This is a genomic window from Nocardioides allogilvus (assembly GCF_003047285.1).
Taxonomy (GTDB): domain Bacteria; phylum Actinomycetota; class Actinomycetes; order Propionibacteriales; family Nocardioidaceae; genus Nocardioides; species Nocardioides allogilvus.
Genome location: NZ_PZYX01000016.1, coordinates 26953 through 53099, shown reverse-complemented (window position 1 = coordinate 53099; position 26147 = coordinate 26953). Strand labels below are relative to the sequence as shown.

Here is a 26147-nt window from a genome sequence, read left to right as displayed (position 1 = left end):
TCTCAGTGCCCGAGGATCGGGTCCAGCAGCGCCGGTGTTGCGATCTCCGGGTCAACCATCAGGTCGAGCAGGAGCCGTCGGTCCAGGAACCGGTTGGTGCGTTCGCAACTGGTTTCGCTTACGAAGAGGCAGAAGTGGCAGGCAGCCCCGTGAAGGAAGTCTTCCTTGCCGCGGGGGCGGCGGTGCGAGCAGACCGGGTCGCTTGAGCACCGCCCTCCCCTGCGGACCGCCTCATGGACCAGTGCTGCCAGCCGCTCCGGGCGCGATAGATCCACGAGTCCGCCAAGGGTGCCCTCGCTATCGGAGGCCGTAGTGGTGATGAGCAGACCCGCAGCTGCGGGACGGTCCTCATCGGGGCGCCAGGCGTAGATGCGTTCGGTGAGGCTGGCCGACCCGTAACCACTGGACATCGCGGCTTGGCGGATCATCAGGTGGGACAGGGTGTGGATCGCCCAGTAGCGCGGAGCCGGGAAACGACTATCCGGATCGATCGAGCTGTCGGCGGTCCTGCTAGTGCGGCGCTTGAAGTTGAGCTCGTGCGCCTTGCGGTATGTCTCCCAAACATCGAGCTGGAGGATCTTCTCCTCCCACGCGAGAACACCTGCTTCGTCGAACTGGAGGAAGAACCCCTCCCCCCGGTCTTCGGTGGCAGGCACCCAAGTCGGTCGGCCGCTGCGAGTCAACGGCGCTACGCGATTCTTGCTGTCGTCGATGCGGTCGAGCGCATCGATCCTGGTGAAGCCCACGAAAGCATTGACCTTCTTGAGCTTCTCCACCGCGACCACCTCGGTGACCAGCGGAGCCAGCGATGCAGGCACTTGGCGTCGGACAGCGCGGAAGTCCACCGAGCCCGAGTGCTTCGTGTACTTCTCCTCATCGGTGAGGACCAGCCATTCCGGGATCAGGATGTCGCCCGGGTCAGTGCTCATTGCACCCGACGACGTTGCTCCACCTCCCTTGAGTGCCTGGATCGCTTCCCACAACACGTCGTCGGTGACGGCCCCGAACAGATCTGACCCCGTCAGACTGCCGGCCCATCCTCGGAATCCAGCAAGGGCCTCCTTGGTCGTCGCCGATGCCATCACTTCAGGAGGGAGCCCCTGCAACACCGGCAGGAGATCCGCGACCGTTGCCGCCTCATCCCGCGGCAAGGCAAGCAGACCTACCGTGGAAGCGAACCACTGGTTGGCGGCGCCGAGCATCATCAACTTGCCGGGTTCGTCGCAGGTATAGAAGGCGTCCAAATGCGCATGCCGCCCACGGCACTTGGGCAGTTTGCTTCCGGCCTTTGGCCCGGTCGCCTCAAGCATCCCTCTGCTCGCGTCGCACGAGAGGCAGATGATCTGGACGTCCGGTCCGAGGTTGCTCTTCCACTCGCGCATCCGGAGCTGCGGGATCTTTGCTTTTGAGCACGCCTTTCCGCGGTGCACCCACGCGGCGTAGGGGAACTCGTCGATGTGGCCGTTGACGCAGGCGATCAGGTAGCGAGCCGGGACAGCCATCTGCTCGCGGCCCTTGCGAGCCGGCGCCTTGCCTTTGCCCTTGGCAGCGACGCTCCAGCCTTTGCAGTCCTTGTGAATGAACTGTGCTTGATCGGGGCGGAACTTCAAGACGTTCTTGAACTCGAAGATCGGGTGACTCACGGGCGCCAGCAGATTGCAGCCAGTGCAGCGCAGCCACTGCGGAAACACCCGCGCGGGAATCCCCAGGTCAAGCGCGTCTTCACCGAAACCACCTGGGATATCCGGTGCCCATGGTGCCTTGCGGAGTTGGGCCACGTGATCGCCGAGGTGGGCCTGGACGAGGCCAAGCAGGCGGGGTTCAACGATGACGTCAGCACCGCCAGGCCTGCGGTCGTAGTAGCGCTGCCACGCATCCAATCCGTGCGGCATCACGGAGAGGTGCGGCAAATCGACGGTCGCGCCGATCCCCGAGGTGTAGAGCAGCGCAGAAGGCCGCACACCGCCAACCTTGCTGCGGTTCTTCGTCGCCTTGGCCTCGACGTCAGCGATCGGGTCAAGCTCCGTGAGACCAATGGATACCGGTGCTAGTCCACCGTCCATCGGCGGGACAGATTCGACTGGTGAGTCGCTCACGCGTCGTCTTCTTTCTTCGGAAACTCCCACGCTGGGGCGGAGACCGGCTCCTTGAATGCCAGGTTGGCCTGCGCGGGACTGACCAAGAGGTTGAACTCGGGCTGTACTTCGCGCATCGAGTTGGCGACCACGAACACCCTGTCGGCCGGTGTCGGCACGGTCGCCTCGGGACTGATCAGGAGTGGCCACTCCGCCTTGCCCTTGCCTGGGCGTTCATATACGAGTGCGCCGCTGTATTGGTTGGCCTTGTCGTACCAGCGATCGAGTCGTTGCAAGAGTTTCTGCCGCATCCGACCCAGCGCCTGGGCGTCCGGCGCGGCGGGTGTCGCACGAGCAATCAAGCGATTAACGACGATCTGGGCCGCGGGCATCTTGCTGAGGATCTGTCCTGCGCCGCCACCGGGAGACAGCGAAGCGGGTTTTCCCTCGTCGACTACGCGGATCGCGCTCACGAGCATGCCCATCAGGCCGCGCTCCATCGCGGTGTCCGAGTACGGCGTGACGCTGAGCGCTTCGACCTGGGCATAGAACGTCTCGTGGTAGTGCCGGAACGATTCGAAGTGGGACATGTCGCGGGGGCGGGACCAGTTCGCCAACGAGACCACGAGACCCGGCTTCCGTGCATCTCGACCCACACGCGATGAAGCCTGGATATATTCGGCGGTGTTCTTCGGCTGGCCCACCACCAACATCAATCCGAGCCGCGGGACATCGACTCCGACCTGGAGCATCGACGTTGCCAGCACCGCATCGAACGGCCGGGCAGGAGACTTGGGAGTCGGCTGCTTCGCGTCCGCTGCCTCCTTGTAGGCCTTCGCGAACGCGGCCTTCCCGTGGGTCGTCCAGCGGGCGCCAAAGGGAACGGCGAGGTGGTCGAGGGTCTTGGAGATCTCTTCAGCAGAAATGCGAGCGGTGAGTTCACCAATGAGGAGGCGAGCCCAGTCGGTGGTCCGGCGCGGGAAAGGCTCCGTGTTGCCCGCCACGCGGGTAGTCACGTCATCGTCAAGGTAGCGGCGCATGCCCGCGAGTTCTCGGGTGGCCGAGAAGTAGCTGACGGTCGTCATGTAGGGATCAGCCGCGTCACCATGCTCGTCGAGAAGCTTCTGCCCGGCGAGCAGCAGCACTTCGGACATGCGGATTTCAGCCAGCGTCAATCGAATACCGTGTGCAGAGACGCCGAGATACCTTCGGCCTGGATCTGTTTCCGACAGCTCCTTCTCCTTCGAGAAGAAGGTGTCGCGTACGTCGAGCACCTGCGGCGGAAAGACTGCGACCCCTCGCCCATACAGCGCAGTGACCTGGTTGAGCGCGTTGCGCACGGTCGCCGTGGACGCAACGACGAGCGGCCGAACGATCGTGCCGTCGTTGTCGTAGGACGAGAGCACGTCGACGGCGTTCTCGAAGACGCCGACGGCAGTGCCGAGTGCGCCCGTGATCAGGTGCAACTCATCTTGGATGATGAGGTCGGGTGGCCTCAGACGGTTCACCTTGGCGATCTGGACCGGCGGATAGTCCTTGCCGCCTTCGGCCTTCTGGTTGTGGGACTGCCCATTGCAGCTACCTCGAGAGTCCGGGTGTCGATAGCCATGCCGCGGACAGCGCTCGGAGACGTACCCGAACAGACTCGAGGCCTCACCCTCTCGAGCCAGACGAGCGAACTTGTCGACCGTGGCCAGCAGGAACGTCGGCGGGTTGCGGTAGATCTCGTCGTCGACCGTGGTGATCGGCAGCGGCCCCGCTCCGCCATCCGCCGAGAATGGGCACGTGCCCGTGCGGTCACCACAACGAACCTCGACCCGCTCAGTGACGCCAACAGTGTGCAGGTCACGCTTCGGATCGATCTTGGATCCGCACCACGGACAACGCTGCAACTGAAGGACCGTGAGTCCGTGCGTCTTGCCAGTGTCCTGCCGTGCGGTCTCGACCTGCTGCTTGGCATCGGCGTAGCGCTTAGGGCTGACGGCAGACCCCACCCAGAGACCGATGCTGAACGGACGATCTCCCCAAGTCTGGGGGTCGGCCTGACGCATCAACTCCGCCGCGCACACGAGCGCGGCTGCTCGCTGGAACTGTTGGGAGGTGAGCAGACGGAGTGTGTAGCGCATGAGCACCGCTACGCCATCGCCCCCGTCCAGTGGTCCGCCGTCGGTATCAATGACTCCTTGGAGTCGGCGGATGGCGAAGGTGAAAGCCGCAAGACCGAGGTACGCCTCAGTCTTGCCACCACCGGTGGGGAAGAACAGCAACTCCACGTTGGAGGCGAGTCCGCTCCGAGACTCATGTGCCGGGTCGGTGAGCGATGGCAATTGGAGGAGAATGAACGCGAGTTGAAAAGGACGCCACCGAGCAGCGTCGTCACCGTCTGCCGCTACCTCGGCAACCGCATCGTCGATCGACAGCGTTGCGCGCTCCGACCTCTTGGCGGCCACCTGCGAACGCGTGCGCTGATCCCGCATCGTCCGGTTCATGAACTGGAACGCCCGCAACGCCTGGTCGTTTGTCTTGAGCAGATCCAGGCCGGCTTCAAGCCGTGATACGACGAGACCTGCCTCGGCGATCGCCTCGTCCGCAATCGACTTCAAGTGCTCCGGGAGCTTCGAGGTCAGCTCTGCCTGAGTGGCGAGCCACGAGCGGTACCCGTCAACCAGAGGGAGGAACGCCGCGTCCACATCATCGGGTGTGAGGTCCATCAACGCCCGCATCGCCGTCTCGGCATCACCCGCGTCACCGGCTACGGTCTGCGGCACATCCGCAGTAGGCAGCCAGGTCGTCTCCACCGAAGTAGCGCGCCGCAAAGAATCGCCCTCAGAGTCAAAACCCTCGACCCAAGTCACAGAGGCGGTGCGGCCGACGGCGAACTCGAGGCGGTGTAGATACTGCAGATCAAGCCGTTGCCGCTCGGGGTCATGCTCGTCGTACATATCAGCAAGCACGTCACGTGTCGGCAGGAACACGGCGTCACCGCTGTTGGCTTCGACCTTGAGCTTGGTCTGGAACAGCCAGTCCCCCGGCGGCGCATCAAGTGAGGTGGTGCGGTCGTTGGAAAGCGCCAACTCGACGATAGTCCGGTCACCACGTGGGTAGAGCTCCACACGAACACTCACGTCATCATCCAGCTCGACAGGCGCTAGGAGGACGTGCTTCGTCTGGTCTCGGACATCGATCTCAGCGGTGCGCTCCACCGGGATCCGCCGGGAGAACTGCACCTTGCGGCCGTCTTCATTCTCCTGGCGGAACGACTCATAACGCCCCCACGACGCCGTGACCGTCAGGACACCACAATCGGAGGGGACTTGGAGCCGCAGACCCATGGACGACGGGTGGGTCAGCCCACCCTTGGCGCCCTCGTCTCGTTCCTCATCGTCCTCGGCCGGGTCCTCGTCCGTCGGGACCGGAACACCGGATTGGCCGTTCGTGGTCGGGTCAAGATCATTCACCGCGTGCCCGGTTTCGGCAGGGTCTGCGCCGTCGCCCGTCCCGCCCATGACGGCCAAGCTGGGGTCGATCGTGACGGGGGCCAGAGCACCCACCATGTACGCCGCCCGTGGCGTGCCCCTGATCTCTTCCTCTGAACCGTTCCGTGGACCAAGCAGCTCCTGCTCGATCAACGCCACCAAGTCGGCTCGGACGGTGGTGGATGCGCTGATGGTCATGCGAAGAGTGTGTCCTGTCCGCTCGATGGACTCTGGTCCGGCACGTCCTGGCCTTCGGCGCGGGCACGTTCGTGATTCAACTCAAGGAGTCGATCGAGGATTTCGACACGCGCGGTAGGCGACACGGTCCACCTCGTCAGGCCGCGGAATGTGTAAATACCGTGATCGAGGACGATGTCACCCCAGCCGTAGGCGGCCATCGTCGCTTGGTCCAGATCGACATGGAGCTGCCGGACCCGATCTACGCCGTCGTCGCCGTGAACGGCGCCATCATTGACGAGCCCATACAGGCCGGTTAGACCGAGTTTCCGTTCAATCATCAACCCTGCGCGCTCCTCTTCGAGCGATCGCCCCACCCCCTCTAGCTCATGGGTTGCCTTCGGCCGCGGGAACGTGAGGAAGACGTCGCTTGCCGTATATCGAACCGCGTGGCCCAGAGTCGAGCCGCGAGTGATGGCCCACAACTGGTGCGCGGCAGAAGACAGGACAGCCAGATCGTCGAACCGGTCCATGGCGAACACGCCCAACGCGTGTGTGAAAACCTGCCGCGCGCTCACGCGCGCTGGCATCACGGTGCTGGAGTGGAGTGTGATGACTAGGACATGAGTTAGCGGTGCTATTGCAGCCCGCAACGCGGGGCGACGGTCGCCGTACTGCCACCACCGCTCTCGGATCGCTTTGCGCCGAACAAGGTCGCGCTCAGGCTTTACGTAGCGCAGCACATGCTCGTACGGCGCACTATAGGCCGCAGCGCCGTCGAGCGACCTGTCGTTGAAGTCGATGACCCACCTACTGGCGGAGCATTCCGGATCGCTTCCAAGGTCATCACCCGAGAGGCACGGAGCCAGGACATCGCGGCAAGAAGGTTCTTCCGATATCCAGCCCGAAGCCCTCCCCTCGTCAACCATGAATCCTGTTCCGTAGATCTTCATTCCATTGAACGAGAGGCCGGCGTTCTCGCGCAGAGGGAACGGCTCACCTGAACTCCGCGATACGGGCTCAAGCAGGGTCGAGATACCAGCTACGGGGCTGCCGTCGAGCACGAAGTACCCCGGCAGTTCATCTGTGCCTTGACGGCCCCACACAGCCGCATACTCGAGTGTGACTCGAGTGGACGGCCATGGTGAGCTCCTTATCGCCCGATGGATCGTGAGGCCACGACGAGACATGACGTCAAGGCCGGCAGCCCGGGTGTCACCTTGAGCGATCGTGTTTGTGGCGATCAGTCCGAGCTGTCCACCTGTGCGCAGCAATGACTGCGCACAGAGGAAGAAGTAGGCAACGAGGTCGGTCTGCCCTGCGCGGACGCCCGCGAGTTGCTCAACGAGCCACTCACGCAGATTATCCCCGATCGCCGCCCGGACCTTTGGCCCACCGAGAAACGGCGGGTTGCCGACAATGGCGTCGAAGCCACGGTGCTCGACCATCACGTCCGGCGCCTCAATGACCCAGTGCAGCGGGTCCCACCGCTCGTAGTCAGTCTCAACAATCGGAGTCAGACCCGTCGCGATGCGTTGGAGCAACTTCGACGGATCACCCGTGGAACCGCCGGCTGGGAATGCCTCCTGCAGCTGCCAGGACAGGGTCTTAAATGCGTCGTCGAGTTGGCGTCCCGGCTTGCCCCCGAGTGGCAGCCCGGCAGCGATGATCCCATCCGCAATGAGCCGCAAATCAGCGGTAGTTTCTTGGAACTGCTCCAGAAGCCGCTGCTTGCCACGCGACGACCGCATTGGGTCACGTTCTTCGACCGGGCTCGCCAACTCATGCCGTAGCCGGGTCGCCGCGGCGATCTTCGCGTCGACGTTGACTAGTAGTTGCTCCTGCATCGTCGCAGGCTTGGGGGCTATGTGGAGATAGCGCAGTTGGTCGAGCGCGGTGAGCCCGAGGAGGGAGTTGCCGCAGAAGACTTTGTCGTCGACGAAGGAAAAGGGCTTGGTCTTGTCCATGGAGACGAGCCAGAGCGAGAGCTTGCACATTTCGACGGCCATTGGGTTGATGTCAGCGCCGTAGAGACACCTGGCAATCACCTCGCGCAAGGCGTCACGACGGAGATCCTCAGCGTCTGCGGTCACGTTGCCGTCGAGCATGCCCTCGGCGATCCACGCTTCGACGAGCCGTTCAGACAGGAATCGGGCAGCGGCGACGAGGAAGGCGCCGGAGCCGGCAGCAATGTCGGCGACCTTGAGGTCCAGGATCGCCGCGGAAGACTTGAGCCGCCACTGGTTCTCGTCGTTCGTCTGGAGCGGCCCCGGCTCATAGACGAGGGGCTGAAGCGCATGAAGGACAACCTCCTCAGCCAAGGACCGCGGCGTGTAGTGAGCGCCAGCGTTCTTGCGAGAGGGCGTCTCGACCACAACGAGGCCCCCCACGGGGAATACCAGTGGAATGTTTCGGAGGTCGCGGCGGATCAGGTTCCCCCAACTCACCATGTTCTCCAACAGGTCCTGGTTGCCCGCCGCCACCGGGGTCAGCAAACGGACAAGTTCGGCGCGCTCGTCTGAAGTCGGGTCGTTGCCGGTGAGTTTGGCCAGCGCGGCTGCGGTCTTGCCTGTGGCTGCTGGTTGGTTCTCCTTGGTCCACCCGACAAGAGCTGCCGCGAACTTCTTGGTGTCTCCGTCGTGCTCGTCGTACAAGTCGTTGATGACGCCGAGCGGGATCTCGGGTTCTGCGCCGTCCTTGCCAACCAGTCCTAGGATCAAGTCGTCGGTGACTTCGGCGCAGGAGTAGCCGAGGAGGCCTTCGTAGATGTAGCCGATCTGCTCGACGTCGATCTCCCGGAACGAAATCCGTCGCCGTTCACCCTTGGCAACGACGGTCTGGACCGACTCCAGCACATGGAGCATCACCCGGTCGGACACCATGAGGCGAAGGCCACGGGCGTCTGTGGCGTGCAGCCAGGGGAAACGCTTCGGGTCCAGCAGTGACCCGCCGTAGGCAGGCATCCGCATCTCGTCGTAGTTCACTCCGCCGTGGAGCGCCTGGCTCACGGCGAGCAGTCGGTGCCAGGCGTCGTAGGACTCGTCGAGCTGTTCTTCGCCGCCGGCGGATTGGGCGCGAAGTTCGTCGAGCAGGTCCTTAATGGCATACGAGTCCCAATAGAGCTTCTCTGTTGGGAGCATGTCGCGCTCCTCGGCGAAGAGCAGGAACACGATGCGCATCATGACGGTGACAGCGGCTTGGTAGACGTCGTCCGGCTTCTCAGTCAACGGGTCCGGGTCGCCTGTCTTGGCTGCCGCCAGGCGAGCCTCGGAGAACGCCTGGACCAGGAGCTCGACTGAGCGGCGGACCTGCGTGCCGAGAGCCTCGGTGACTTCCTCGGCCTCAAGCTCGCTGCGCTCGAAGAGCCGGGTCAGCCGCTGCTCAGGGTCAGCAGCTCGGAAGCGACGCTGGTTGATCAGCGTGAAGAAGGCGTCGCGTAGGAGGGGCTCCTCGGCCCACGTCAGGGCGTTGACCATCCCGGAGCCAGTGGGCTTGCCGTCCTTGGCCCACACCAGAGCCCACCACTGGCCGTCGGTCATGATGCCGACCTCAACCTGCGCCTTGCGCAGCAGCATCGCCATCCGGTCCACATCGTTGGCGGCCCATCCGTCCAGACCGGCGTCGTGGAGACCCGACGTGGGGTCGCAGACAAACAGCAGAGCCGCGGTGTCAGCGTCGCGTCCCGTCAGCGCGCTTGTCGCGTCAACCGTGACCTGCTCACCCGGCGAACGCACGGTCACCGCTGCGTCTGCCCGCAGGCCCGCCCATTCGGCGATGTCGTCGAGGACGATGTCGATCCATTCGCGCCGCACGGTGTCGTAGGCAGCCTTCGACTCGGGCGTCTTCGGGTGCTCGGCGTACAGGTCAAAGGAGCGCTGCCACTGCACGAATGCCTGCTTGAACCTGAGCAGCCGATCATCGGAGTCGCCCAGGCGGTCGACACCGTTGGGCCACATGTCCTTGAGCACCGGATACGCGAGGAACGGGCCCTCCACGTCGACCTGGGTGAGCCAGTCGCTGTGGACGTCAGGGTTCTTCTGGGTCCGCTTCCTCATCGAATAGCCAATCCGTTCTCCAGGTCGCTGGGGGCGATCGCGAAGATCACTGCCGCCGGGAACTCCCAGGTGCGGATGTCGTGGTATCGCGTAACGACTGCGGCGAGTTCGCGGTCGCGTTCCTCGCCGAGAGACTCAATCCGGTGTCGGATCTCGCGCAGGTCGCGCTCGCTCTGACGTCGCTCATCCTCGAACAGTCCGAGTTGCGGATCGCCGTCCATGGCTTCGGCCTCACTCAAGGCGTCGGTAAGGGTCTGCCCGAAGCGGTCGAAGATCTCCCCCACGCGCATTCGGTCGGCTTCGCGGCGCTCGGTCAGGTGTGCCTCGACGTCCTTGCGGCGCCGTGCGGCGCGTTCGCCAATCGCCTGCTGGACCCGGGCACGCAGTCCGTCATCACCGGTGGAGTTCCACGCAGTGGCCAACTGGCCAGCGATGTGTGGAGGAACCGCGGTGAGGTCGGTGCGATCCAAAGCGGACTCCAGCAGTTCTTCGGCCCGTTGTTCGCCTACAGCCTGGTGGCGAGCCAGTCGGGTGCCAGCCAGGAAGACTTCTTCGTGGAGGCGGAGACCAGCGGCGCCAACCAGGACGAGGCGAGTCACCGCCACGGCGTACGACTCATCCAGCCCTGGCACGACGGTGGCCGTCACGCGTTCCAGGGCACGGTCACCGCCCCACAGCGCCGAGCGGAGGCGCCGAGTCGTCCGCTGGAGTAGTGGAGACCCCAGGTGCATGTAGACCACGTTGGGGTCCTCGCTCAGGACCTGGGGATCGAAGGCGATCGGACGGGCGTTCTTATCGTCCAGGCGCGTGTAGAGCCCGCGGGTGACCTGCTCCCACGAGTTGTCGAGGTTGGGCAGCCGGAACACCGGGACATCGGTGTCTTCGGAGCCCACCAGCTCGAGCGAAGGCAGGTTGTTCAGCTCGAAGGCCATCTCGACGACGCGCTGCAGATTCTCGGGTCGCAGGTGCAGCCGTTCACGACTCGCAGCGAGGTTCTCCTCCAGCCGCGCCAATTCGGCGTTGAGCTCCTTTTCGCCCCTCATCAGCCCAGCGACCGGGTCCTTCTCCGCCTTCGCCCGCCGCGGCTGGATCACCTCTCCGCCGAGTTGGCGTTGCAGGTCGGGCGCGATGATCTCATTGGCCGATCCAAGGTCGCGCATGATCTGGTCGATCTTCACTGCGACGCGAGCGAGGAGATCGACGTCTTTGCTCAGCGCGCTGTCTGCGTCGAGGACTGGCGCGAAGTGCCGGATGTCCGGGGCCTTGGTCTGGCCGTAGCGGTCCACCCGGCCGATGCGCTGCTCAAGCCGGTTGGGATTGAAGGGGATGTCGAAGTTGATCAGTCGGTGGCAGTGATGCTGGAGGTCGATGCCTTCGCCGGCGGCGTCGGTAGCCAGCAGGATACGTACAGGAGTCTTGGCTGGGTCTTCGTTGAAGCGTGCCCGGATCAGTTCTCGGATCTCAGCCTCGGTTCCGCCGTCGATGATCTCGACACGCTCATCCTGGTAGCCCTGCTGGCGCAGGATGTCGCGGATCCAGCGCAAGGTGTCGACGTACTCGGTAAAGATGACCACGCGCTCGTTGTTCCAGTCGCCGTGAGAGCGGAGCGTTCCCTCGATGTAGGTCAGCAGTGCCTCAAGCCTTGAGTCTGGCCGGCCTTCAAAGCGGTGACCCCAGTCGCTGAGCCACTCAAGGTCTGCGATGTCCTCGTCCGTAAGTGCCGGCAGCGCCTTCTTGGCTTCGCGCAGGGCCTCAAGTTCGGGCTGGTCGACCTTGCCCTCCTCAAGCTCATCGGCGTCCGGGCCGAAGATCTCGTCGTAGTCGAACTCGAAGTCCAGGTCGAGACCACGGGTACGCGTATCCAGGTAGACATCGACAGTCCGGGCGAACGCGACCGGCGAGGAGAAGAACCTCTTCTTCAGCAGGAGCGTCGCCATGTCTCTCGCGGTTCGCTTCGAACCATCGGCAGCTACCGCCCTGTCACGCCGCTGTGTGAACGCGAGGAGGCGGTCGTAGGCGTCGGACTCGTTCGCCGTCGGGGTGTAGGGAAGCTGACTGACCTGTCGGTCAACGAACGCTTTCGCCTCCTTGAGGTCCCGCTTGAGACGCCGAACTGCGACTTCCTTGAGGGCCACGGGGTCGATCTTGTTGCCGCGGACGAAGCGCTGCGGGTCGATCATCTCCAGCAACGCGGTAAACGATTCGGTGTAGCCGTTGTGCGGTGTGGCGCTAAGGAAAAGCCGATGCTCGGAACGCTCGGCGATTTCACGGACCGCGCGAGTGCGCTGCGAATCGACGGCGTACCCCCGTCGTTCTTGGCCAACCTTGTCGGCGCGCACGGGACTGCTGGGCGCCACATGGTGTGCCTCGTCGACCACGAGAATGTCGAATGCGAACCGCTGGCTTGAGTTGGAGAACGCGTCGCGCAGTTGGCGCTGGGCACGCTGACCAGGCAGCCAGGCCATTGAGACGATGATCCGCGGGAAGAGCGTGAACGGGTTGGCGTGGACGCCGTGTGACCGTCGTACTTCCTTCATCGTCTCGGAGTTCACGACCGTGAAGTCGAGGCCGAACTTCTCCTGCATCTCGTCTTGCCACTTGAAGGCGAGCCCGGCGGGACAGACCACGATCACCGTGCGCGCACGGTGACGAAGAAGCAACTCCTGGATCACCAGCCCCGCTTCGATTGTCTTGCCGAGGCCCACGTCGTCGGCGAGCAGGAGGTTGGCTCGTGGGCTGGCGAGGGCGCGCTTGAGCGGGGTGAGCTGGTAGGGCTCTACGTTGGCGCCACTGCGGAAGGGCGCCTGGACGGTGTCATCGTCAGCGCTGGTGATCGCACCCCAACGCAACGCGTCAATGAAGGCCGCGAGCTTGTTGGGATCGTCGAACCTGGCGGGGTCGATGTCGTCCGGAAGACCACGATGGGCCAGTGCACTGCGGCCCTGCTCAAGCTCCCACACGACCCGGAGCTCGTGGCCGAGCCGGTCCTCTTGCACCGACTGGAGGGTGACTGCGTGTTGGAGTTGCGCGGTGGCATCGTCAGCCGTACTGCGTCCAAGGCCTTGCTGCTGGACGTCGACGACAGCCCAGTTGGCTCCTCGCACGGTCACGATCTGTCCGACTTCGGGCACTGCAGCGCGTGGAATCACAACTTCTGTCACATCAGTAGACCTTAGTGACCACCCCCGACGATTTTGCTTGGTACGGCGGAACGGCCCACGCAATCGGGATCAGGTTGCTGCGGCAAGCCCATCCAGAACTCGCTCCAGGTCGCGCAGGGCACACACTTGGGTGTCGTACTTCTCGGATAGCCCCGACGCCTCGCACAGGTGAGTCCACCGGCGTTCAGTCACAACCACGTCCGCGTAGGGAACGGCGACTGCCAGGCTCAGCAGGTCGCTCTGGTCGTGCTGGTGCCAATCGTGGGTAAGGTCGCGATGCTTCCACTCGCGCAGCGTGGCCAACGTGTCGACACTCGGAAGTCCTGCGACGAACCCGCGCATGGCCTCAGGCGGGGTATCGAAGGCGGGGTGCTCCAGAAACAGGCCGTGGGGGTCGGTGCAAGCTTCCCAGCACGCCTGAATGATCTCGTCTGTCAGCGCCTTGATCTCGTCGGTGATGACCAGATCCCTGATCCGTGCCTTCGCCCAAGGCTGGGTCTCGATCAGCTGCCGCAGGTGCATCTCATCTTCCACCCGCGAGTTCCCGATCCGGTGCTGCGGCGTCCGCTCAAGGCCTTCGAGCTCCACCACGTGCTGAGCCCCCACGAGGTTGAACCACTCCCACCCGGGCCCCTCTCGCTTCAAGTCGAGCCAGTTGTCCGGCGCCCGCGCGGCTGGCCCCTCAGGCGTCATGCCGTCAGCCGATGCGATCGACTCGACGAACCTGAACCGCCCGAACGGCGATCCGAATGCATGGCAAGCACCGTGACCGACCACCTCGGCTGCGGTGATCGTCCGAGACCTCCCGACGTGTCGCTGCACGAAAGCGTCGACCTCCATCGACCGGATCGTCTCTATCGGGGCGAAGGTGGTGTACTTCGTAAGATCTCGCATCACCCGCCCCACGCCCTCACGAGAGGCTCGATCACGCCGGTGCCAAAGCTCCAAGTAGCTGCAGGAGCACAGGAGGATGCGAGCCGCATCGTCAGCGACGAGTGCTTGTGCCTTGTCGACGATGGTCTGCCAACGATCGTCTGCGGCAGCGATGCCCTTCGACATGGCGACCCACACGTTCATGTCGAAGAACAGGAGGGCGGGTCGCTCGCTCATCTGATCAGGATGACAGTCAGGTACCGCGACTCAGCCGAACAGTGTCAATCCGTACGGTCTGTCCTGTCGCCAACACCGCACCGCGCGAAGCAGACGGCGGATGAAGACGCCCATCGCAAACAACCCCACTTTGATCGCATCCCAGGCAAGGACGAGGACCACGATGTTCAGCCAGCCGGGCGCGCCGCTGGCCACGGCACTCGCCGCGCCGTGCATCGCCGCCAGCAGAGCAAGCGCAACGGCAGCGAGCAAGGCGGCAGTGCGCCAGCGCGGCTCGCTTACACACACGCGGCGTACGAGCACGTTGGTCGGCGCGAACACCGCGAGATAGCGGTGCATCGCCGCGACGGCGATGAAGACCGGCATTGCGAGCAGGATCAACATCGAAGACCTCCTGGAGGTTGGGACTTCCTCGATACGCCGTTTCGACGAGGCTCGCGGCTGGAGAGCGAGCGATTGTGGAGGGCGACGGCGTCCCGCGGCCTATGGAATGGAAATGGCACGGACCTCCACCTGCGGCGGGTCCAACGGGCGTTCGAGCGTGTTCGTCGAAGCAGCAGAGCGCATGGCCGCGATGGCGCGATGGCGGTCTGCGCGCTGAGCTTCGTTGCGCGCGTCCCCGCCGGCGGGAAGGTCAGACGTGACCTTGTAGCGGTCGCGGTAAGCAGCCACGGTGGCTGCTGCCCCGAGCCAGAGATCGCGCTCGGCATGCTTGGCAGGGGACGCACCAAGCCGGCGTACCCACGGCTCGCCGGTTCGCACCGCTTCCTCAACGAGGGCTCGCGCTCGCGCTTCGATGAGGTGCTTGCGCTCGGCGATTGCCTGGCGATCGTCCTCGCTCATCGATCCGAGTGGCTCGGGAATCAGCCCGGCGATCATGCGGGGGCGCAGTCGGGTGCGACGCGGGCTCGAGTCCGCCAGCTTCTCCAAGCGATACCGGAGCACCGCGGCTACGTCTTCCGCGTCGTCGAGACCGTGCTGGCCCACGACCCGCGGCACGAGTCGCTCAAGATCGTGGTGGTACGCCTCGGCACGTCGTAGTGCGGCCGCGAGTGGCCCGAAGGCGGGTGACCCGACGACCTCGGAGTGCTGCCCGGAGGTCAGGCCAGATCGCGCCAGGAGGTCAACGAACCGATCGCGCTGCGCATCAGCCGCGATGGTTTCGAGTTCGGCGGCAAGGCGGTCGATGCCTCCGTTGAGCTCGTATTCGGCTTCCATCGTCGCGTGCGCCGACAGGCTCGCGCCGCTGTGCTGCAGGACGCCGTACAGAACAGTCCGAGCGGTGACGTCGTCCGGCTCGGGCGTCGAGTGACTGTCGTCGGGCTGGTCGAGAGCGACGTACGCGATGTTCGACTCCCTGCCGCGAGTCATCGAGACGTAGAGGTTCTCCCGGGAGGTCGACGAGGTGACGACCACGTGGGCCGTGTCGACGGTGATGCCCTGGGCGCGGTGGGCCGTGACGGCGTACCCGAGGTCGAGGTGCCGGCCGACGTAGTCGGCCGACAGCACGGTCCGTCCCTGGCATCGGGGGTCGACGCGGCTAACCACGACGGTGCCATCACCGCGTATGTCGGTGATGCGCCAGCGGTCGCCGTTCTTCACCCAGCTCCCCGACGTCGTCCGAAGCGTGCGGTCGTTGCGTCGGGTGATCACGACGTCGCCCACCGAAGCTTGGCTGCTGTCTGCGAGGTGGACCTCACGACTGTCGACGGCACCGTCGTTCAGGAGTCGGTCGGCACGGGCTCGTTCGTTGAGGGCACGTACGGCGTGGGACGACTCGGTCACGAGGATGGTTGCCCGACCAGCACTGCTGTCGGCCTGCCACGCCTCGTAGGCAGCATCGAGCATCTGGTTCGTCAGCCCCTCGCGGATCCGGTGCTGCCGGGCGTAGGTGGAGATGACTTCGACGTCGCCGCGACTCAACTCGAGCGATGCCTCCTTCTCCCACGCGTGAGAGAAGCGGTGGATCTCGGTCAACTCAGGTGCGTCGGGTCGTCGGTCGACAAGGAGTGCGAACGCTCCACCGGCATCAACTGACTGGAGTTGGTGCGGATCGCCGACTAACAGAACCTTCGCCCCGGCACCCGCGGCGATGCCGGTAATCCTGTCGAGGGATCTCGTGCAAGCGAGGGTCGCCTCGTCGACGATCACGAGTTGCCCGCAACGGAGTTCGGTCCGGCCGTGGTCGTACTCGTGGAGCCACTTCGCCGTGTTGTCGCAGGCGATACCGAGGTCGTCGGCCAATGCCTGGGCGGCAGCGGCCGACGGCGCCAGGCCAACGATGCTGCCTTGCCCGTGCTCGACGATCCAGGCTGCTCGGAGTGCGCGCATGGCGGTCGTCTTGCCGGCTCCTGCCGGCCCCACCAGCACGTCGACCTGGCGACCAGAGGTGGTGATGCTCTCCAGAGCCACGCGTTGCTGGCGACTCAGCGAGCGTGGCGACCGTCCGATGACGCGAGCGGAGGTGTGCGGCCGGACCGTCGGGCCCGACACCGACGTCGCGCGGTCGAGCAGCCGTACCTCTGCCTCGATGACCACCGTCGAGGAGTACTTCGCGCCGTGGCGCGGCCGGAACAGGCTGCTGCCGTCCTCTCGCTGGAACCGGGCCGGGCTGATCGCCAGTTCGGGCGGCGTGAGCATGACCGACTTCAGCTGGGCGGCATCCACGACCATCGCGACGATTGCCTCACGGTCCTCGGTCGTGGCGAACCGCAGATCCATCGTCTGCTTGGACGCCTCCGCCATGAGGTTCCAGTGATTCCACACCGCCCGCTTCACGCTTACGGCTGCGACCACGTCAGCTCCGATCGCCTCGACTGCCGCCAGCGATACGTCGTCGACCGTGAGCGGCTGCGACGTCGAACCCAGGAGCGTCGTCGTCCAAGCCGTCGCTTCGGTTCCGAGTCGGTCGGAGGCCCGCTTCCTCCAGTCAGCAGTGAGGTCTGCGAGCGAGCGGACCTCCTTAGGCGGCCGGGTGGCGAGAGTCGCCTGGGCTCGCAGCTCGACGATCCTCTTCGCTGAGGGCATCCGCCCGTGACGCGCGACGTACTCGGTGATGAGTTCGTCCTTCTTGAGTTCGATCTCGCGGGTGCGACTAGAGAACTCTACGATCAGCTCATCGGTGACTCCGACGATCTCCCACTGCGGATTGCGGTCGGCGCCGCGCTGGCGTAGCTCCCAATCGATGCCGAGGTCGCGGGCCAGACGGTCGGCGAGCAGAGCGTCGTAGAGCCCCGAGAGGCCGGTCCTGGATGCGAACACCGGGCGGCCGTCGAGACTCCGCCAGCGCTGGTCCATTTCCGTCAAGACCTTGTTGGCCACGACCACATGTGTGTGAAGTTGCGGGTCGCCAGCGCGCGAGTCGAAGTGGTCATAGGCGACCGCCGCGACGCCCTCGACGCTGACCTGAGCGACGGCACCGTCCCGGTCCGAGAAGCCGGCTCGTGTCGCGGCGACCTCGCGCTCGAAGAAGTCGATGACATCGGCGACTGCGGCGTGGTGTGCGTCAGCGATGCGCTCTTGGGTGGCCGCGTCCGCGACACCCCAGAGCACCGAGACTGACTTCGGCACACTGAACGTCAGGTCGAAACCGGCCACCGCATGGCGCATCCCGGCCGCAGTCTCCTCGGCTTCGATCTTTGCGGTCTCGGCGGCGCAGTCCTCCTGCGTCATCTCGGGATCGAGTGCCGCGACGCGCTCGTCGATGCGGTCGACCAGTCGCTTGTACGTCGGGTACGCGCGGCCGAGTTGCTCGCCCGTCACAGGGTCGCGGCCCATCCCGACCAGCAGAGCCAGTTGTTCTTCGGTGACCGCCATGCCGGGCTTGATCTGGCCAGCGCCGAAAGCGCCGACGCCTGACCCAAGCCAACGGCCGGGCGGCGTACCCACCTCGGCGTAGTAACGAGTCAGCGGTGTCGACAGCGCTCGATTCCCGTCGCCGGCGGCGACGCTCCGCAGCAGGTACTGGTAGCCGCTGCCCGCGGACATCCTGCGCATCGAGACCGTCACGGCCGTTTCCGTTCCACAGGTCTCAGGTGCGCGTCCTTCTCCACAGACCCCGCGATCTGCACCCCGTGTGGAGATGGAGAAGGGGTGAGGTGGAGGACAGGGACGAAGGACGAGACGGGAGGGGACGAGGCGGGAGGGGCAGAAGCAGGAGGACGGGAAAGTCGGAGAGGAGGCGAGATGGGGATGAGGCAGAGGCAGCAGGTTAGGCAGCGTGGTTGGAAACAGAAGGGCACCTGAGAAGTGATCCGGGCTGGAAATCGCCCGGGTCAGAAATCACAAATCGGGCCTACGATAAGGGACAGACGATGCACGCACCGCCAGGTGGGGTCGTCTGCGCCTCACGCCGAACGGCGAGAGGAACAGGACACACAACCATGAAGATTCGACTCGGGCTGATCTCCTGGGCGACCGGCACACTCCTGTTGGTCGCGGTCTCCGCGTGTGGCGACAACGGTGAGGATCCCCCGCCGTCGCCACCGGCATCATCCTCTCCGAGCGTGCCGACGACGAGCGCCTCTCCGGCGTCGCCGTCGGACACAGCAACGACCGATGCGACAGCAGCGATGCGGGCCTACTTCGCGGTGGTCGACGAAGTTGGTCAGGACCCGGCCGCCGACCTCAAGCGGTTGAAGACCGTCGCGACAAGCACGCAGCTGAGCGCCGTCCAGACGCTTCTACGTCGCCAGCATGAGAAGGGGCAACGCCAGACCGGCGCAATGGCCATCAGCGAACTGACGGTCCAGTCCGTCAACCTCGACAACTCCGACCCTTCGGTCGGCAAGGTGCCGACGGTGGTGCTCGACGTCTGCTGGGACGTCAGCAAGGTCGATGTGCTCGACGAGAGCGGCGTGTCGATCGTCTCCCCTGACCGCCCAGACACCGGGTGGACGCGCTACACGGTCGCGAACTACAAGTACGCCGCCGATCCGGCCGGCGGCTGGCGGGTGGCGACAGGTCAAGATCTCAAGCGGACGCCATGCGCAAGCTCCTGACTCGGGTCCTCCTGACCGGCCTCACCACCGTCTCCTGCCTCGCCTTCCTCGTCCCGACACCGTCGTACGCGGACACCACCTGTGCGCAGACGAATCCCGCCACGGGCGAGTGCCTTGTATGGATCGAGGTACCCGGCACCCCTGGGACGCCCGGCGAGCCCGGTGACGATGGCCCGGAGGACACCGGCACGGGCGCGGCTTGCTACTGGGACGGGACGAGCCAGGGCATCACGAAGCCGCCGCCCGGGCCAGTGCCGTGCTCGTCGCCGGACGGCTACTGGTCGAACGGTTACCACTGCTACATCAGCCCAGTCACTCCCCTGCCGCCTGCCGGCGATCCGATGTGGCAGGGCCACGTCCCTGGCGACGGAGCGCTCTACAACTGCTATCAGCCGCAGACCGGGCTGCTCATCACGGTCTGGTCGCAGGACCCGCCGCCAAACTCAGGCGCTGGACCGACACCCCGCGACGTCGCGCAACTGGCGATAGCACGGATGAAACTTTCCGCCATCACTATCGGCATCGCACCCGAGCCGGGCCCGGACAGCATCGGCCTCGTCGGTATGCCGGTCTGGATGTGGGCGAAGGCTCCGAACGACCACACGTTCGGCCCGATCGAGGCCAGCGCGTCCGCTGGTGGCATCACGATCACCGCGACGGCTCGCGTCCTGCGGGTCACGTGGGACATGGGCGATGGCACCGAGGTCGTCTGCGACACGGCGGGCTCGCCGTACAAGCCGGAGTTCGGGCGGAAGGAGTCCCCCGACTGCGGCCACACCTACAAGAAGTCGAGCGCACACGAGACGGATGACGCCTACACCGTCACCGCGACGTCGAGCTGGGTCATCACCTGGTCGGGCGCCGGCCAGACAGGGACGATCCGCCTCAACGGTCTCAACCGCTCGACCCAGATCCGGATCGGTGAGGCGCAGGTGCTCGTGAACTGACGAGCTGCGCGAGGGAGGACGACGATGACCACATCAGCCCGAGAGGACCGGAAGACCGGCCCGCGCACCACCCCGCCGCAATCCGGCGCGAGCATCACTCCCCCGCCCAAGCTGCGCAAGCGCCCCGCCCTCGTCGTGGCCGGTGTCGTCGTAACGGCCCTCGGCTGCCTCATGGGCGCATGGGCGTGGAGCGCCACGACGGACAGCCAGGAGGTCCTCGTTGCGGGTGACACGATCCACCGCGGCGACGTGATCGAGGCCAAGGACATCCAGCGGGTCCGGATCAGCGGCGACCCTGCCCTCGCGCCGTTGCCAGCGTCGGCGTACGACGACGTCATCGGCCAGCGGGCAAGCCTCGACATCGCGGCCGGTGGGTTGCTCACCCGGGAGTCGACGGCGGACGAGCCGATGCCTCCAAATGGCCAGTCGATCGTGGGGATCTCGCTGACGCCGGCGCAGGTCCCGGCCATGCCGATGTACGGCGGTGACAAGGTTCGGATCATCGCCACGCCTGGCGAGAACGGCGATGTGCCGGCGAACGCGCCGCAGTTCACCGTTGCCGAGGTCGTCGACACCTACCTCGATGAGACCACTGGCAACACGGTCGTCAATGTTCTGGTCCCGTACGCCGATGCTGGAGTCCTCGCGGCCCGCGCCGCCACCGGCAACGTCGTACTCGTTCTCGACTCAGGGACCGAGTAATGGCCGTCATCTGCCTGACATCTGCCTCGGGCTCGCCCGGCGTCACCACGACTGCCGTCGGGCTCGCGTTCTGCTGGCCGCGCCCTGTGCTTCTGGTCGAGGCTGACCCGACTGGCGGTTCCGGGATCCTTGCTGGCTTCCTGCGCGGGACGACGCCGTACGACGCCGGACTGATCGAGCTCGCGCTGTCGCCGCTCGGCGTGGCAGACGCGCTGCGAGAGGTCGTCCGCCCACTGAGCCCGAGCGTTTCCCTCGTCGCCGGCACTCGGACGCACGCTCAGGCCGCCGCCCTCAACGATGTGTGGGAGCCGCTGGCTGTCGCTCTCAAGGAACTGGAGGCCAACGGCCAGGACGTCATTGTGGACGGTGGTCGACTCGGTCTCGCCGGTTCCCCCCAGCAGCTGCTCGATGCCGCTGACGTGACGCTGCTGGTCACTCGAGCGACGCTACCGTCGATCTCGGCAGCTCGGTCGTGGGCAGAGACAGTGCGCCAGCCGGCCAGCGGTTGGCCCCACCCGGGCTTGCTGCTCATCGGCGAGGGTCAGCCGTATCGCGATTCCGACGTGGCCAAGGTCCTGGGCATGCCCGTTGTCGCCGATCTTCCCGACGATCCGACGGCCGCTGCCGTCTACCAACGCGGAGCGACCCCGCCACGGCGCTTCGAGACCGGGCCTTACGTCCGTGGACTCCAGGCTGCTGCGCAGTCGGTGCAGGCGCACGTCGCTCGTGGTCGGTTCACTCTCATCGAGGAGTCGGCCCAATGAGCGAGGCGTCCCGCGACCTCAACGACTACGGCGACCTGTCGCGGCTGCCGCTGTTCACTCAGGCGGCCAACGGCTCGACGCCGGACCCATCCGCGCTCGACACTCAAGTAGTCGCGGTGCCGACTGAGAACACCGACGTCGACTGGTCGATCGTCTCTGCGCTCCGTGCCCAGGCATCAGAGCAGTTGAGCCAAGCGGTCGCATCCGACCGGAGTCGACTCGACAAGGCCGCGCAGCAGGAGCTTGGTCGGTCGATCGTGCTGGATCTCATCGAGTCGGCGATGGCTGACGCAGTCGACGCCGGTCAGGTCACCTGGAGTCTGGCGCGCCAGCAGGCCACCGCCCAGACGGTCTTCGACTCCTTGTTCCGGCTCGGTCGGCTCCAGCCACTGGTGGATGACGACCGGATCGAGAACATCGTCATCGTCGGCCACGACAACGTCCTCCTCGAGTTGGTCGACGGAACGCTCGTCGACGGGCCGGCAGTTGCCGACTCCGACCAGGAACTGATCGACTTCCTCGTCTTCCTTGCCTCCCGCAGCGAGGTCAACGCACGATCCTTCTCCGAGGCCCAGCCCCGGCTCCACCTCAGGCTCGATGGCGGATCCCGCCTCGCTGCGGCCGCGTGGGTGACCCCGCGTCCGTCGGTCGTCATCAGGCGCCACCGGCTGATGCAGGTCACCCTCGACGACCTCGTGGCGAGGGAGATGATGACGCCGACACTGGCATCATTTCTCCGCGCCGCCGTACGTGCTCGTCGTTCGATTGTCGTGGCGGGCGCACAGGGTGCCGGCAAGACGACGCTCGTGCGGGCGCTCTGCGCCGAGATCGACGCGTTGGAGGCGATCGGCACCTTCGAGACTGAGTACGAGCTGCACCTGCACGAGCTCGGCCGCCACAAAGTGGTACACGCGTGGGAGTCCCGGCCCGGCTCAGGTGAGCGCGGCCCGGATGGTCGCCAGGCAGGCGAGTTCACGCTTGACGAGGCCCTGGTCGACTCCTTCCGCTTCAACCTCTCGCGACAGATCGTCGGGGAGGTCCGTGGCAAGGAGATCTGGGCGATGATCAAGGCGATGGAGTCCGGAACGGGCTCCATCTCCACGACGCACGCCGGCGACGCCATCGCCGCGGTGCAGAAACTTGTCACCTGCGCGATGGAGGCCGGACCACACATCACCCACGGGCTTGCCACCAGCAAGCTGGCCGCGACCGTCGACCTCATCGTCCAACTGAGCATGGAGACCAGGCCCGTCCCTGGCGGTGCGCAGCGGACAAGACGGGTTGCCGAAGTCATCGCTCTGGCACCCGGCGAGAGGGAAGTCGGCTACGCGACGACCCATGTCTTTCGTGCGGATGCGTCGGGCGTCGCCCGGCCCGACGTACTCCCTGACGATTACCGAGCCCTCGCCCAGCACGGATTCGACCTCGCGGCGTACCTCTCTACGCAGCCGTTCGGAGTCCAGCCGTGAGCCCGCTGATCCCCAGCCTCGCGGGCGGCCTGATCGCCGCCGGGCTCCTCGGCATCTTCGTCGGGCTACGGCTCACCGCGTTGCCGCCCCGGCCGTGGGGGCGCAGCCGTCACTTCAACCTGCCCGCTCGCACCCGGATGTTGCTTCTCGCCGGAATTGGGCTCGGACTCCTCGGCTGGCTGATCACCGGCTGGGTCCTCTCCCTGGTCATCGCGCCTGTGGCGGTCATCGGCTTGCCCACCCTGCTGTCCGCTCCCCCGGCCGCCGCTCAGATCGCGCGCCTCGAAGCCATGGAGGAATGGACCCGCTCGCTGGCCGGAGTGCTCACGGTCGGAATCGGCCTGGAGCAGGCGCTCGCGGCCACGCTCCGATCGACACCTGCGCCGATCAACGTCGAGGTCACCCGACTGGTGGCCAGACTCCGTGCACGCTGGGACACCGAGACCGCGCTCCGGACCTTCGCCGACGAACTCGATGACGCCACCGGCGACCTGGTTGCCGCAAACCTCATCCTCGGGGCGCGCCGCCGCGGTGCCGGGCTCGCCAGCGTGCTGGAAGGGCTCGCCGAGTCGGTCGCAGCCGACGTGCGAGCGCGTCGTCAAGTGGAGGCTGATCGAGCGAAGCCCCGGTCGACGGCCCGGTGGGTAACGCTGATCAGTGCCAGCGTCCTGATCGTCCTCGCGCTTTCAGGCAGCTACGTCGAGCCCTACCGGAGTCCGGTCGGCCAGGTCATCCTCGCGGTGCTGCTCTCGGCGTACGTCGCCACGCTGGTCTGGATGAAGCGGATGGCGACAGGACGGCCGATGCCCCGGTTCTTGTCGGCACGCTCTGGAGCGATGGTGGCGCGATGATCACCGGGCTCCAGTTGGCGATCCTCTCGGGCGGACTGACCGGACTCGGGCTGACGCTCATTGTTGCCCGGCTGCTGCCGGTCGAGCCCGATCTCGCCGACGCGTTGGCGCGCGTCGCCTCCACGCGCGCACGGACGACAGCGACGGCTGCCGCGGCTCAGACGAGCAAGGAGCGGCTCGGACTCTGGGGTCTGCGCGTACTTCCGCCCGGACTTTGGGTTCGTACGCCGAGTCGCGAGCTCGCCCTGCTTCGGATCTCCGTCGCGCAGTTCTACGGCGAGAAGCTGACCTTTGCCGGCCTCGGCCTGCTGATCCCGCCGGGGCTCACCCTGCTCTTCAACTCGTTGGGACTGGGCATCCCCTTCCAGATCCCGGCTCTTGCCTCCCTCGGGCTCGCCGCCGTCATGTTCTTCCTGCCGAACTACAACGCGCTCGACGACGCCCGGAAGGCTCGGCTCGAGTTCGCCCGCGCACTTGGCGCCTACATCGACTTGGTCGCCCTTGAACGCAACAACGGGATCGGCGTGCGGCAGGCGATGGAGGCCGCCGCCGAGGTTGGCGACTCGTGGGTATTCACCCGACTCTCGGAGGAACTCACACGCTCGCGCTGGTCCGGCTTGCCGCCCTGGGACGCCCTGCACACCTTGGCAGAGGAGCTCGGACTCCCCGAGCTCGACGACTTCGCAGACATCATGCGGCTCTCCGGAGAGGAAGGAGCGAGCGTGTATGCCACCCTCCGCGCTCGATCCGCGGCCATGCGCACGGCGATGCTCAACGACGAGATCGCCGAGGCGAACGCAGTCGGCGAACGGATGACCATCCCCGGATCGCTGCTCGGCGTGATCTTCATGGCGCTGCTGGTCGCGCCCTCATTGCTTCGCATGCTCACGGCCTCGTGACACGGAAGGACACCACCAAGGAGGAACCCATGTTGAAACTTCTCGTTCTGCTTCAACTCACAGCAACATCCATGTACGACGACCTGCGCCGTACACGGCATGACGAGCGTGGCTCGGTCACCACCGAGCACGTCCTCTGGGCTGTGGCGGTCATCGCCATCGTCGGCATTGTGGTCGCCGCGGTCACGTCCTATGTCACGTCGCAGGCCGGCAAGATCAAGTAGCCGCCCTCGGCGGCGCGATCAGCAGGGTTCGGTTTCGATCGAGCTCGTGATCCTGCTGCCCGCTCTCTTCGCCATCATGTTCTTGGGAATGCAGGCCGCGCTCTTCTATCACGCACGCACGGTCGCGATCGCTGCTGCGCAGGAGGGCGCCCGAGCAGCCGGTGTCGAGCATGGACGCGAGTCCGACGGTGTCGGCGCGGCCAACGATTTCATCGCCGAGGCTGGCGGCGACGATGTTCTCACCGGCACCTCGACCACCGCCGACCGGACCGCGACAACGGCTTCGGTGACAGTCACCGGGTTCAGCCTGAGCGTGATCCCCGGCTGGCAGGTCCGGATCACCCAGAGCGCGACCGTCCCAGTTGAGAGGGTGACCGCGCCATGATCCGGCTGCGCGACGAACGAGGGTCAGCGGCGATCGAGGCCGCGATCGGCGTACCTGCGTTCGCCCTGTTAGTCGCCTTGATCATCTTCGGCGGGCGTACGGCGAGCACCCACCAAGCGCTCCAAGCGGCTGCCGCTGACGGGGCCCGCTCGGCGTCGATCGCGCGGGACGCGCAGACCGCACGAAGTAACGCGCGCGAAGCCGCGACAGCGAGCATCGCCAACCAACAGATCGGGTGCTCGGACATCGAGGTCACCGTGGACACCACCGACTTCAACAAGCAGCCCGGCGTACCCGGCTCGGTCGAGGTGCGCGTCTCCTGTCGCCTGGACCTGGCAGACCTCGCCATTCCGGGAGTACCAGGAAGTCGCGTCCTGATAGCGACCATGTCCAGCCCCGTCGACACGTGGAGGGAGTCGTGAGCCGGCACCGCGACGCACGCGGATCCATCACAGTCTGGCTAGCGCTGTCCAGCTTCGTGATGATCTTCCTCGTCGGCCTCGCCGTCGACCTCGGCGGCCAGGTACACGCCCACGAGCGCGCCCACGACCTCGCAGCCCAAGCCGCCCGAGCCGGAGGCGAAGAGGTCGAAGGTGGCGCCGCCATCCAGGGACACGACCTCGCCATCAGCCCGGCCGCCGCTCGAGCCGCAGCCCAGCGATACCTCGACGCCGCCGGAGTCAGCGGCACCGTCGCGATCACTAACGGCAACACCATCACCGTGACCGTCGACGACTCCTACGAGTCACGATTCCTAGGCGTGATCGGCATCGACCACCTCGACGTCACCGGCACAGCAACCGCGCGCCTGATCCGCACCCTCGGAGGTAACGAGCGATGAGAACTCTCCCC

The 26147-nt window shown here is 65.7% G+C and carries 18 protein-coding genes; 11 read left to right on the top strand and 7 right to left on the bottom strand.

From position 1 onward, the window contains the following. Positions 1 to 2 precede the first annotated feature (2 nt). The 7 genes from drmB to mobF form a co-directional block, all read right to left on the bottom strand. Entirely contained in the window at positions 3 to 2096 is a 2094-nt protein-coding gene (drmB, locus tag C9J87_RS20335) for a DUF1998 domain-containing protein (RefSeq protein WP_232820108.1), read from the bottom strand. Beyond that, the gene (drmA, locus tag C9J87_RS18070; RefSeq protein ID WP_107706239.1) at positions 2093 to 5749 is read right to left on the bottom strand and encodes a DISARM system helicase DrmA; all 3657 of its coding nucleotides are present in this window, start codon (positions 5747 to 5749) and stop codon (positions 2093 to 2095) included. The genes drmB and drmA overlap by 4 nt, the downstream gene beginning before the upstream one ends. Further along, a complete protein-coding gene (locus C9J87_RS18065) occupies positions 5746 to 9783 on the bottom strand; it encodes an Eco57I restriction-modification methylase domain-containing protein (RefSeq protein ID WP_107706238.1) in 4038 nt (1345 codons plus the stop codon). Before C9J87_RS18065 ends, drmA begins: the two co-directional genes overlap by 4 nt. Further along, complete coding sequence (gene drmD, locus C9J87_RS18060; protein ID WP_232820107.1) at positions 9780 to 12914, bottom strand: DISARM system SNF2-like helicase DrmD; 3135 nt, start codon at positions 12912 to 12914, stop codon at positions 9780 to 9782. The genes C9J87_RS18065 and drmD overlap by 4 nt, the downstream gene beginning before the upstream one ends. Before the next feature lie 99 nt (positions 12915 to 13013). Beyond that, positions 13014 to 14054, bottom strand: coding sequence for a hypothetical protein (locus C9J87_RS18055; RefSeq protein WP_107706236.1), 1041 nt, complete (start codon positions 14052 to 14054; stop codon positions 13014 to 13016). Between the two features lie 30 nt (positions 14055 to 14084). Continuing rightward, on the bottom strand, positions 14085 to 14438 hold the full coding sequence (locus tag C9J87_RS18050) for a hypothetical protein (RefSeq protein ID WP_107706235.1): 354 nt from the start codon (positions 14436 to 14438) through the stop codon (positions 14085 to 14087). A 99-nt stretch (positions 14439 to 14537) separates the two neighbouring features. Continuing rightward, positions 14538 to 18062: a MobF family relaxase gene (gene mobF, locus C9J87_RS18045; protein ID WP_232820106.1), complete on the bottom strand. Its 3525-nt coding sequence runs from the start codon at positions 18060 to 18062 to the stop codon at positions 14538 to 14540. A gap of 374 nt (positions 18063 to 18436) precedes the next feature. Here mobF and C9J87_RS18040 point away from each other — a divergent pair, with 374 nt between their 5' ends. Genes C9J87_RS18040 through C9J87_RS17990 form a run of 11 tightly spaced genes read left to right on the top strand, consistent with a single transcriptional unit; the run spans position 18437 to position 26136 of the window. Continuing rightward, the gene (locus C9J87_RS18040) at positions 18437 to 19054 is read left to right on the top strand and encodes a hypothetical protein (RefSeq protein ID WP_157953257.1); all 618 of its coding nucleotides are present in this window, start codon (positions 18437 to 18439) and stop codon (positions 19052 to 19054) included. Beyond that, a complete protein-coding gene (locus C9J87_RS18035) occupies positions 19039 to 20001 on the top strand; it encodes a hypothetical protein (protein WP_107706233.1) in 963 nt (320 codons plus the stop codon). Before C9J87_RS18040 ends, C9J87_RS18035 begins: the two co-directional genes overlap by 16 nt. Before the next feature lie 24 nt (positions 20002 to 20025). After that, the gene (locus tag C9J87_RS18030; protein ID WP_107706232.1) at positions 20026 to 20703 is read left to right on the top strand and encodes an SAF domain-containing protein; all 678 of its coding nucleotides are present in this window, start codon (positions 20026 to 20028) and stop codon (positions 20701 to 20703) included. Then, positions 20703 to 21467: a P-loop NTPase family protein gene (locus tag C9J87_RS18025; RefSeq protein ID WP_107706231.1), complete on the top strand. Its 765-nt coding sequence runs from the start codon at positions 20703 to 20705 to the stop codon at positions 21465 to 21467. The genes C9J87_RS18030 and C9J87_RS18025 overlap by 1 nt, the downstream gene beginning before the upstream one ends. Beyond that, the gene (locus C9J87_RS18020; protein ID WP_107706230.1) at positions 21464 to 22936 is read left to right on the top strand and encodes a CpaF family protein; all 1473 of its coding nucleotides are present in this window, start codon (positions 21464 to 21466) and stop codon (positions 22934 to 22936) included. The genes C9J87_RS18025 and C9J87_RS18020 overlap by 4 nt, the downstream gene beginning before the upstream one ends. Beyond that, entirely contained in the window at positions 22933 to 23787 is an 855-nt protein-coding gene (locus tag C9J87_RS18015; protein WP_107706229.1) for a type II secretion system F family protein, read from the top strand. Before C9J87_RS18020 ends, C9J87_RS18015 begins: the two co-directional genes overlap by 4 nt. Then, positions 23784 to 24686, top strand: a complete 903-nt coding sequence (locus tag C9J87_RS18010; RefSeq protein ID WP_107706228.1) for a type II secretion system F family protein — start codon at positions 23784 to 23786, stop codon at positions 24684 to 24686. Before C9J87_RS18015 ends, C9J87_RS18010 begins: the two co-directional genes overlap by 4 nt. A 29-nt stretch (positions 24687 to 24715) precedes the next feature. Then, complete coding sequence (locus C9J87_RS18005) at positions 24716 to 24910, top strand: hypothetical protein (protein ID WP_107706227.1); 195 nt, start codon at positions 24716 to 24718, stop codon at positions 24908 to 24910. Continuing rightward, on the top strand, positions 24879 to 25295 hold the full coding sequence (locus C9J87_RS18000) for a TadE family protein (protein WP_107706226.1): 417 nt from the start codon (positions 24879 to 24881) through the stop codon (positions 25293 to 25295). The genes C9J87_RS18005 and C9J87_RS18000 overlap by 32 nt, the downstream gene beginning before the upstream one ends. Beyond that, entirely contained in the window at positions 25292 to 25717 is a 426-nt protein-coding gene (locus tag C9J87_RS17995) for a TadE/TadG family type IV pilus assembly protein (protein ID WP_107706225.1), read from the top strand. The genes C9J87_RS18000 and C9J87_RS17995 overlap by 4 nt, the downstream gene beginning before the upstream one ends. Further along, on the top strand, positions 25714 to 26136 hold the full coding sequence (locus C9J87_RS17990; RefSeq protein WP_107706224.1) for a TadE/TadG family type IV pilus assembly protein: 423 nt from the start codon (positions 25714 to 25716) through the stop codon (positions 26134 to 26136). Before C9J87_RS17995 ends, C9J87_RS17990 begins: the two co-directional genes overlap by 4 nt. Positions 26137 to 26147 lie beyond the last annotated feature (11 nt).

Coding starts and splice junctions, on each gene's coding strand:
- drmA (WP_107706239.1), bottom strand. CDS start 5,749: ATGACCATCAGCGCATCCACCACCGTCCGAGCCGACTTGGTGGCGTTG.
- C9J87_RS18065 (WP_107706238.1), bottom strand. CDS start 9,783: ATGAGGAAGCGGACCCAGAAGAACCCTGACGTCCACAGCGACTGGCTC.
- C9J87_RS18055 (WP_107706236.1), bottom strand. CDS start 14,054: ATGAGCGAGCGACCCGCCCTCCTGTTCTTCGACATGAACGTGTGGGTC.
- C9J87_RS18050 (WP_107706235.1), bottom strand. CDS start 14,438: ATGTTGATCCTGCTCGCAATGCCGGTCTTCATCGCCGTCGCGGCGATG.
- C9J87_RS18040 (WP_157953257.1), top strand. CDS start 18,437: ATGAAGATTCGACTCGGGCTGATCTCCTGGGCGACCGGCACACTCCTG.
- C9J87_RS18035 (WP_107706233.1), top strand. CDS start 19,039: ATGCGCAAGCTCCTGACTCGGGTCCTCCTGACCGGCCTCACCACCGTC.
- C9J87_RS18030 (WP_107706232.1), top strand. CDS start 20,026: ATGACCACATCAGCCCGAGAGGACCGGAAGACCGGCCCGCGCACCACC.
- C9J87_RS18025 (WP_107706231.1), top strand. CDS start 20,703: ATGGCCGTCATCTGCCTGACATCTGCCTCGGGCTCGCCCGGCGTCACC.
- C9J87_RS18020 (WP_107706230.1), top strand. CDS start 21,464: ATGAGCGAGGCGTCCCGCGACCTCAACGACTACGGCGACCTGTCGCGG.
- C9J87_RS18010 (WP_107706228.1), top strand. CDS start 23,784: ATGATCACCGGGCTCCAGTTGGCGATCCTCTCGGGCGGACTGACCGGA.
- C9J87_RS18005 (WP_107706227.1), top strand. CDS start 24,716: ATGTTGAAACTTCTCGTTCTGCTTCAACTCACAGCAACATCCATGTAC.
- C9J87_RS18000 (WP_107706226.1), top strand. CDS start 24,879: ATGTCACGTCGCAGGCCGGCAAGATCAAGTAGCCGCCCTCGGCGGCGC.
- C9J87_RS17995 (WP_107706225.1), top strand. CDS start 25,292: ATGATCCGGCTGCGCGACGAACGAGGGTCAGCGGCGATCGAGGCCGCG.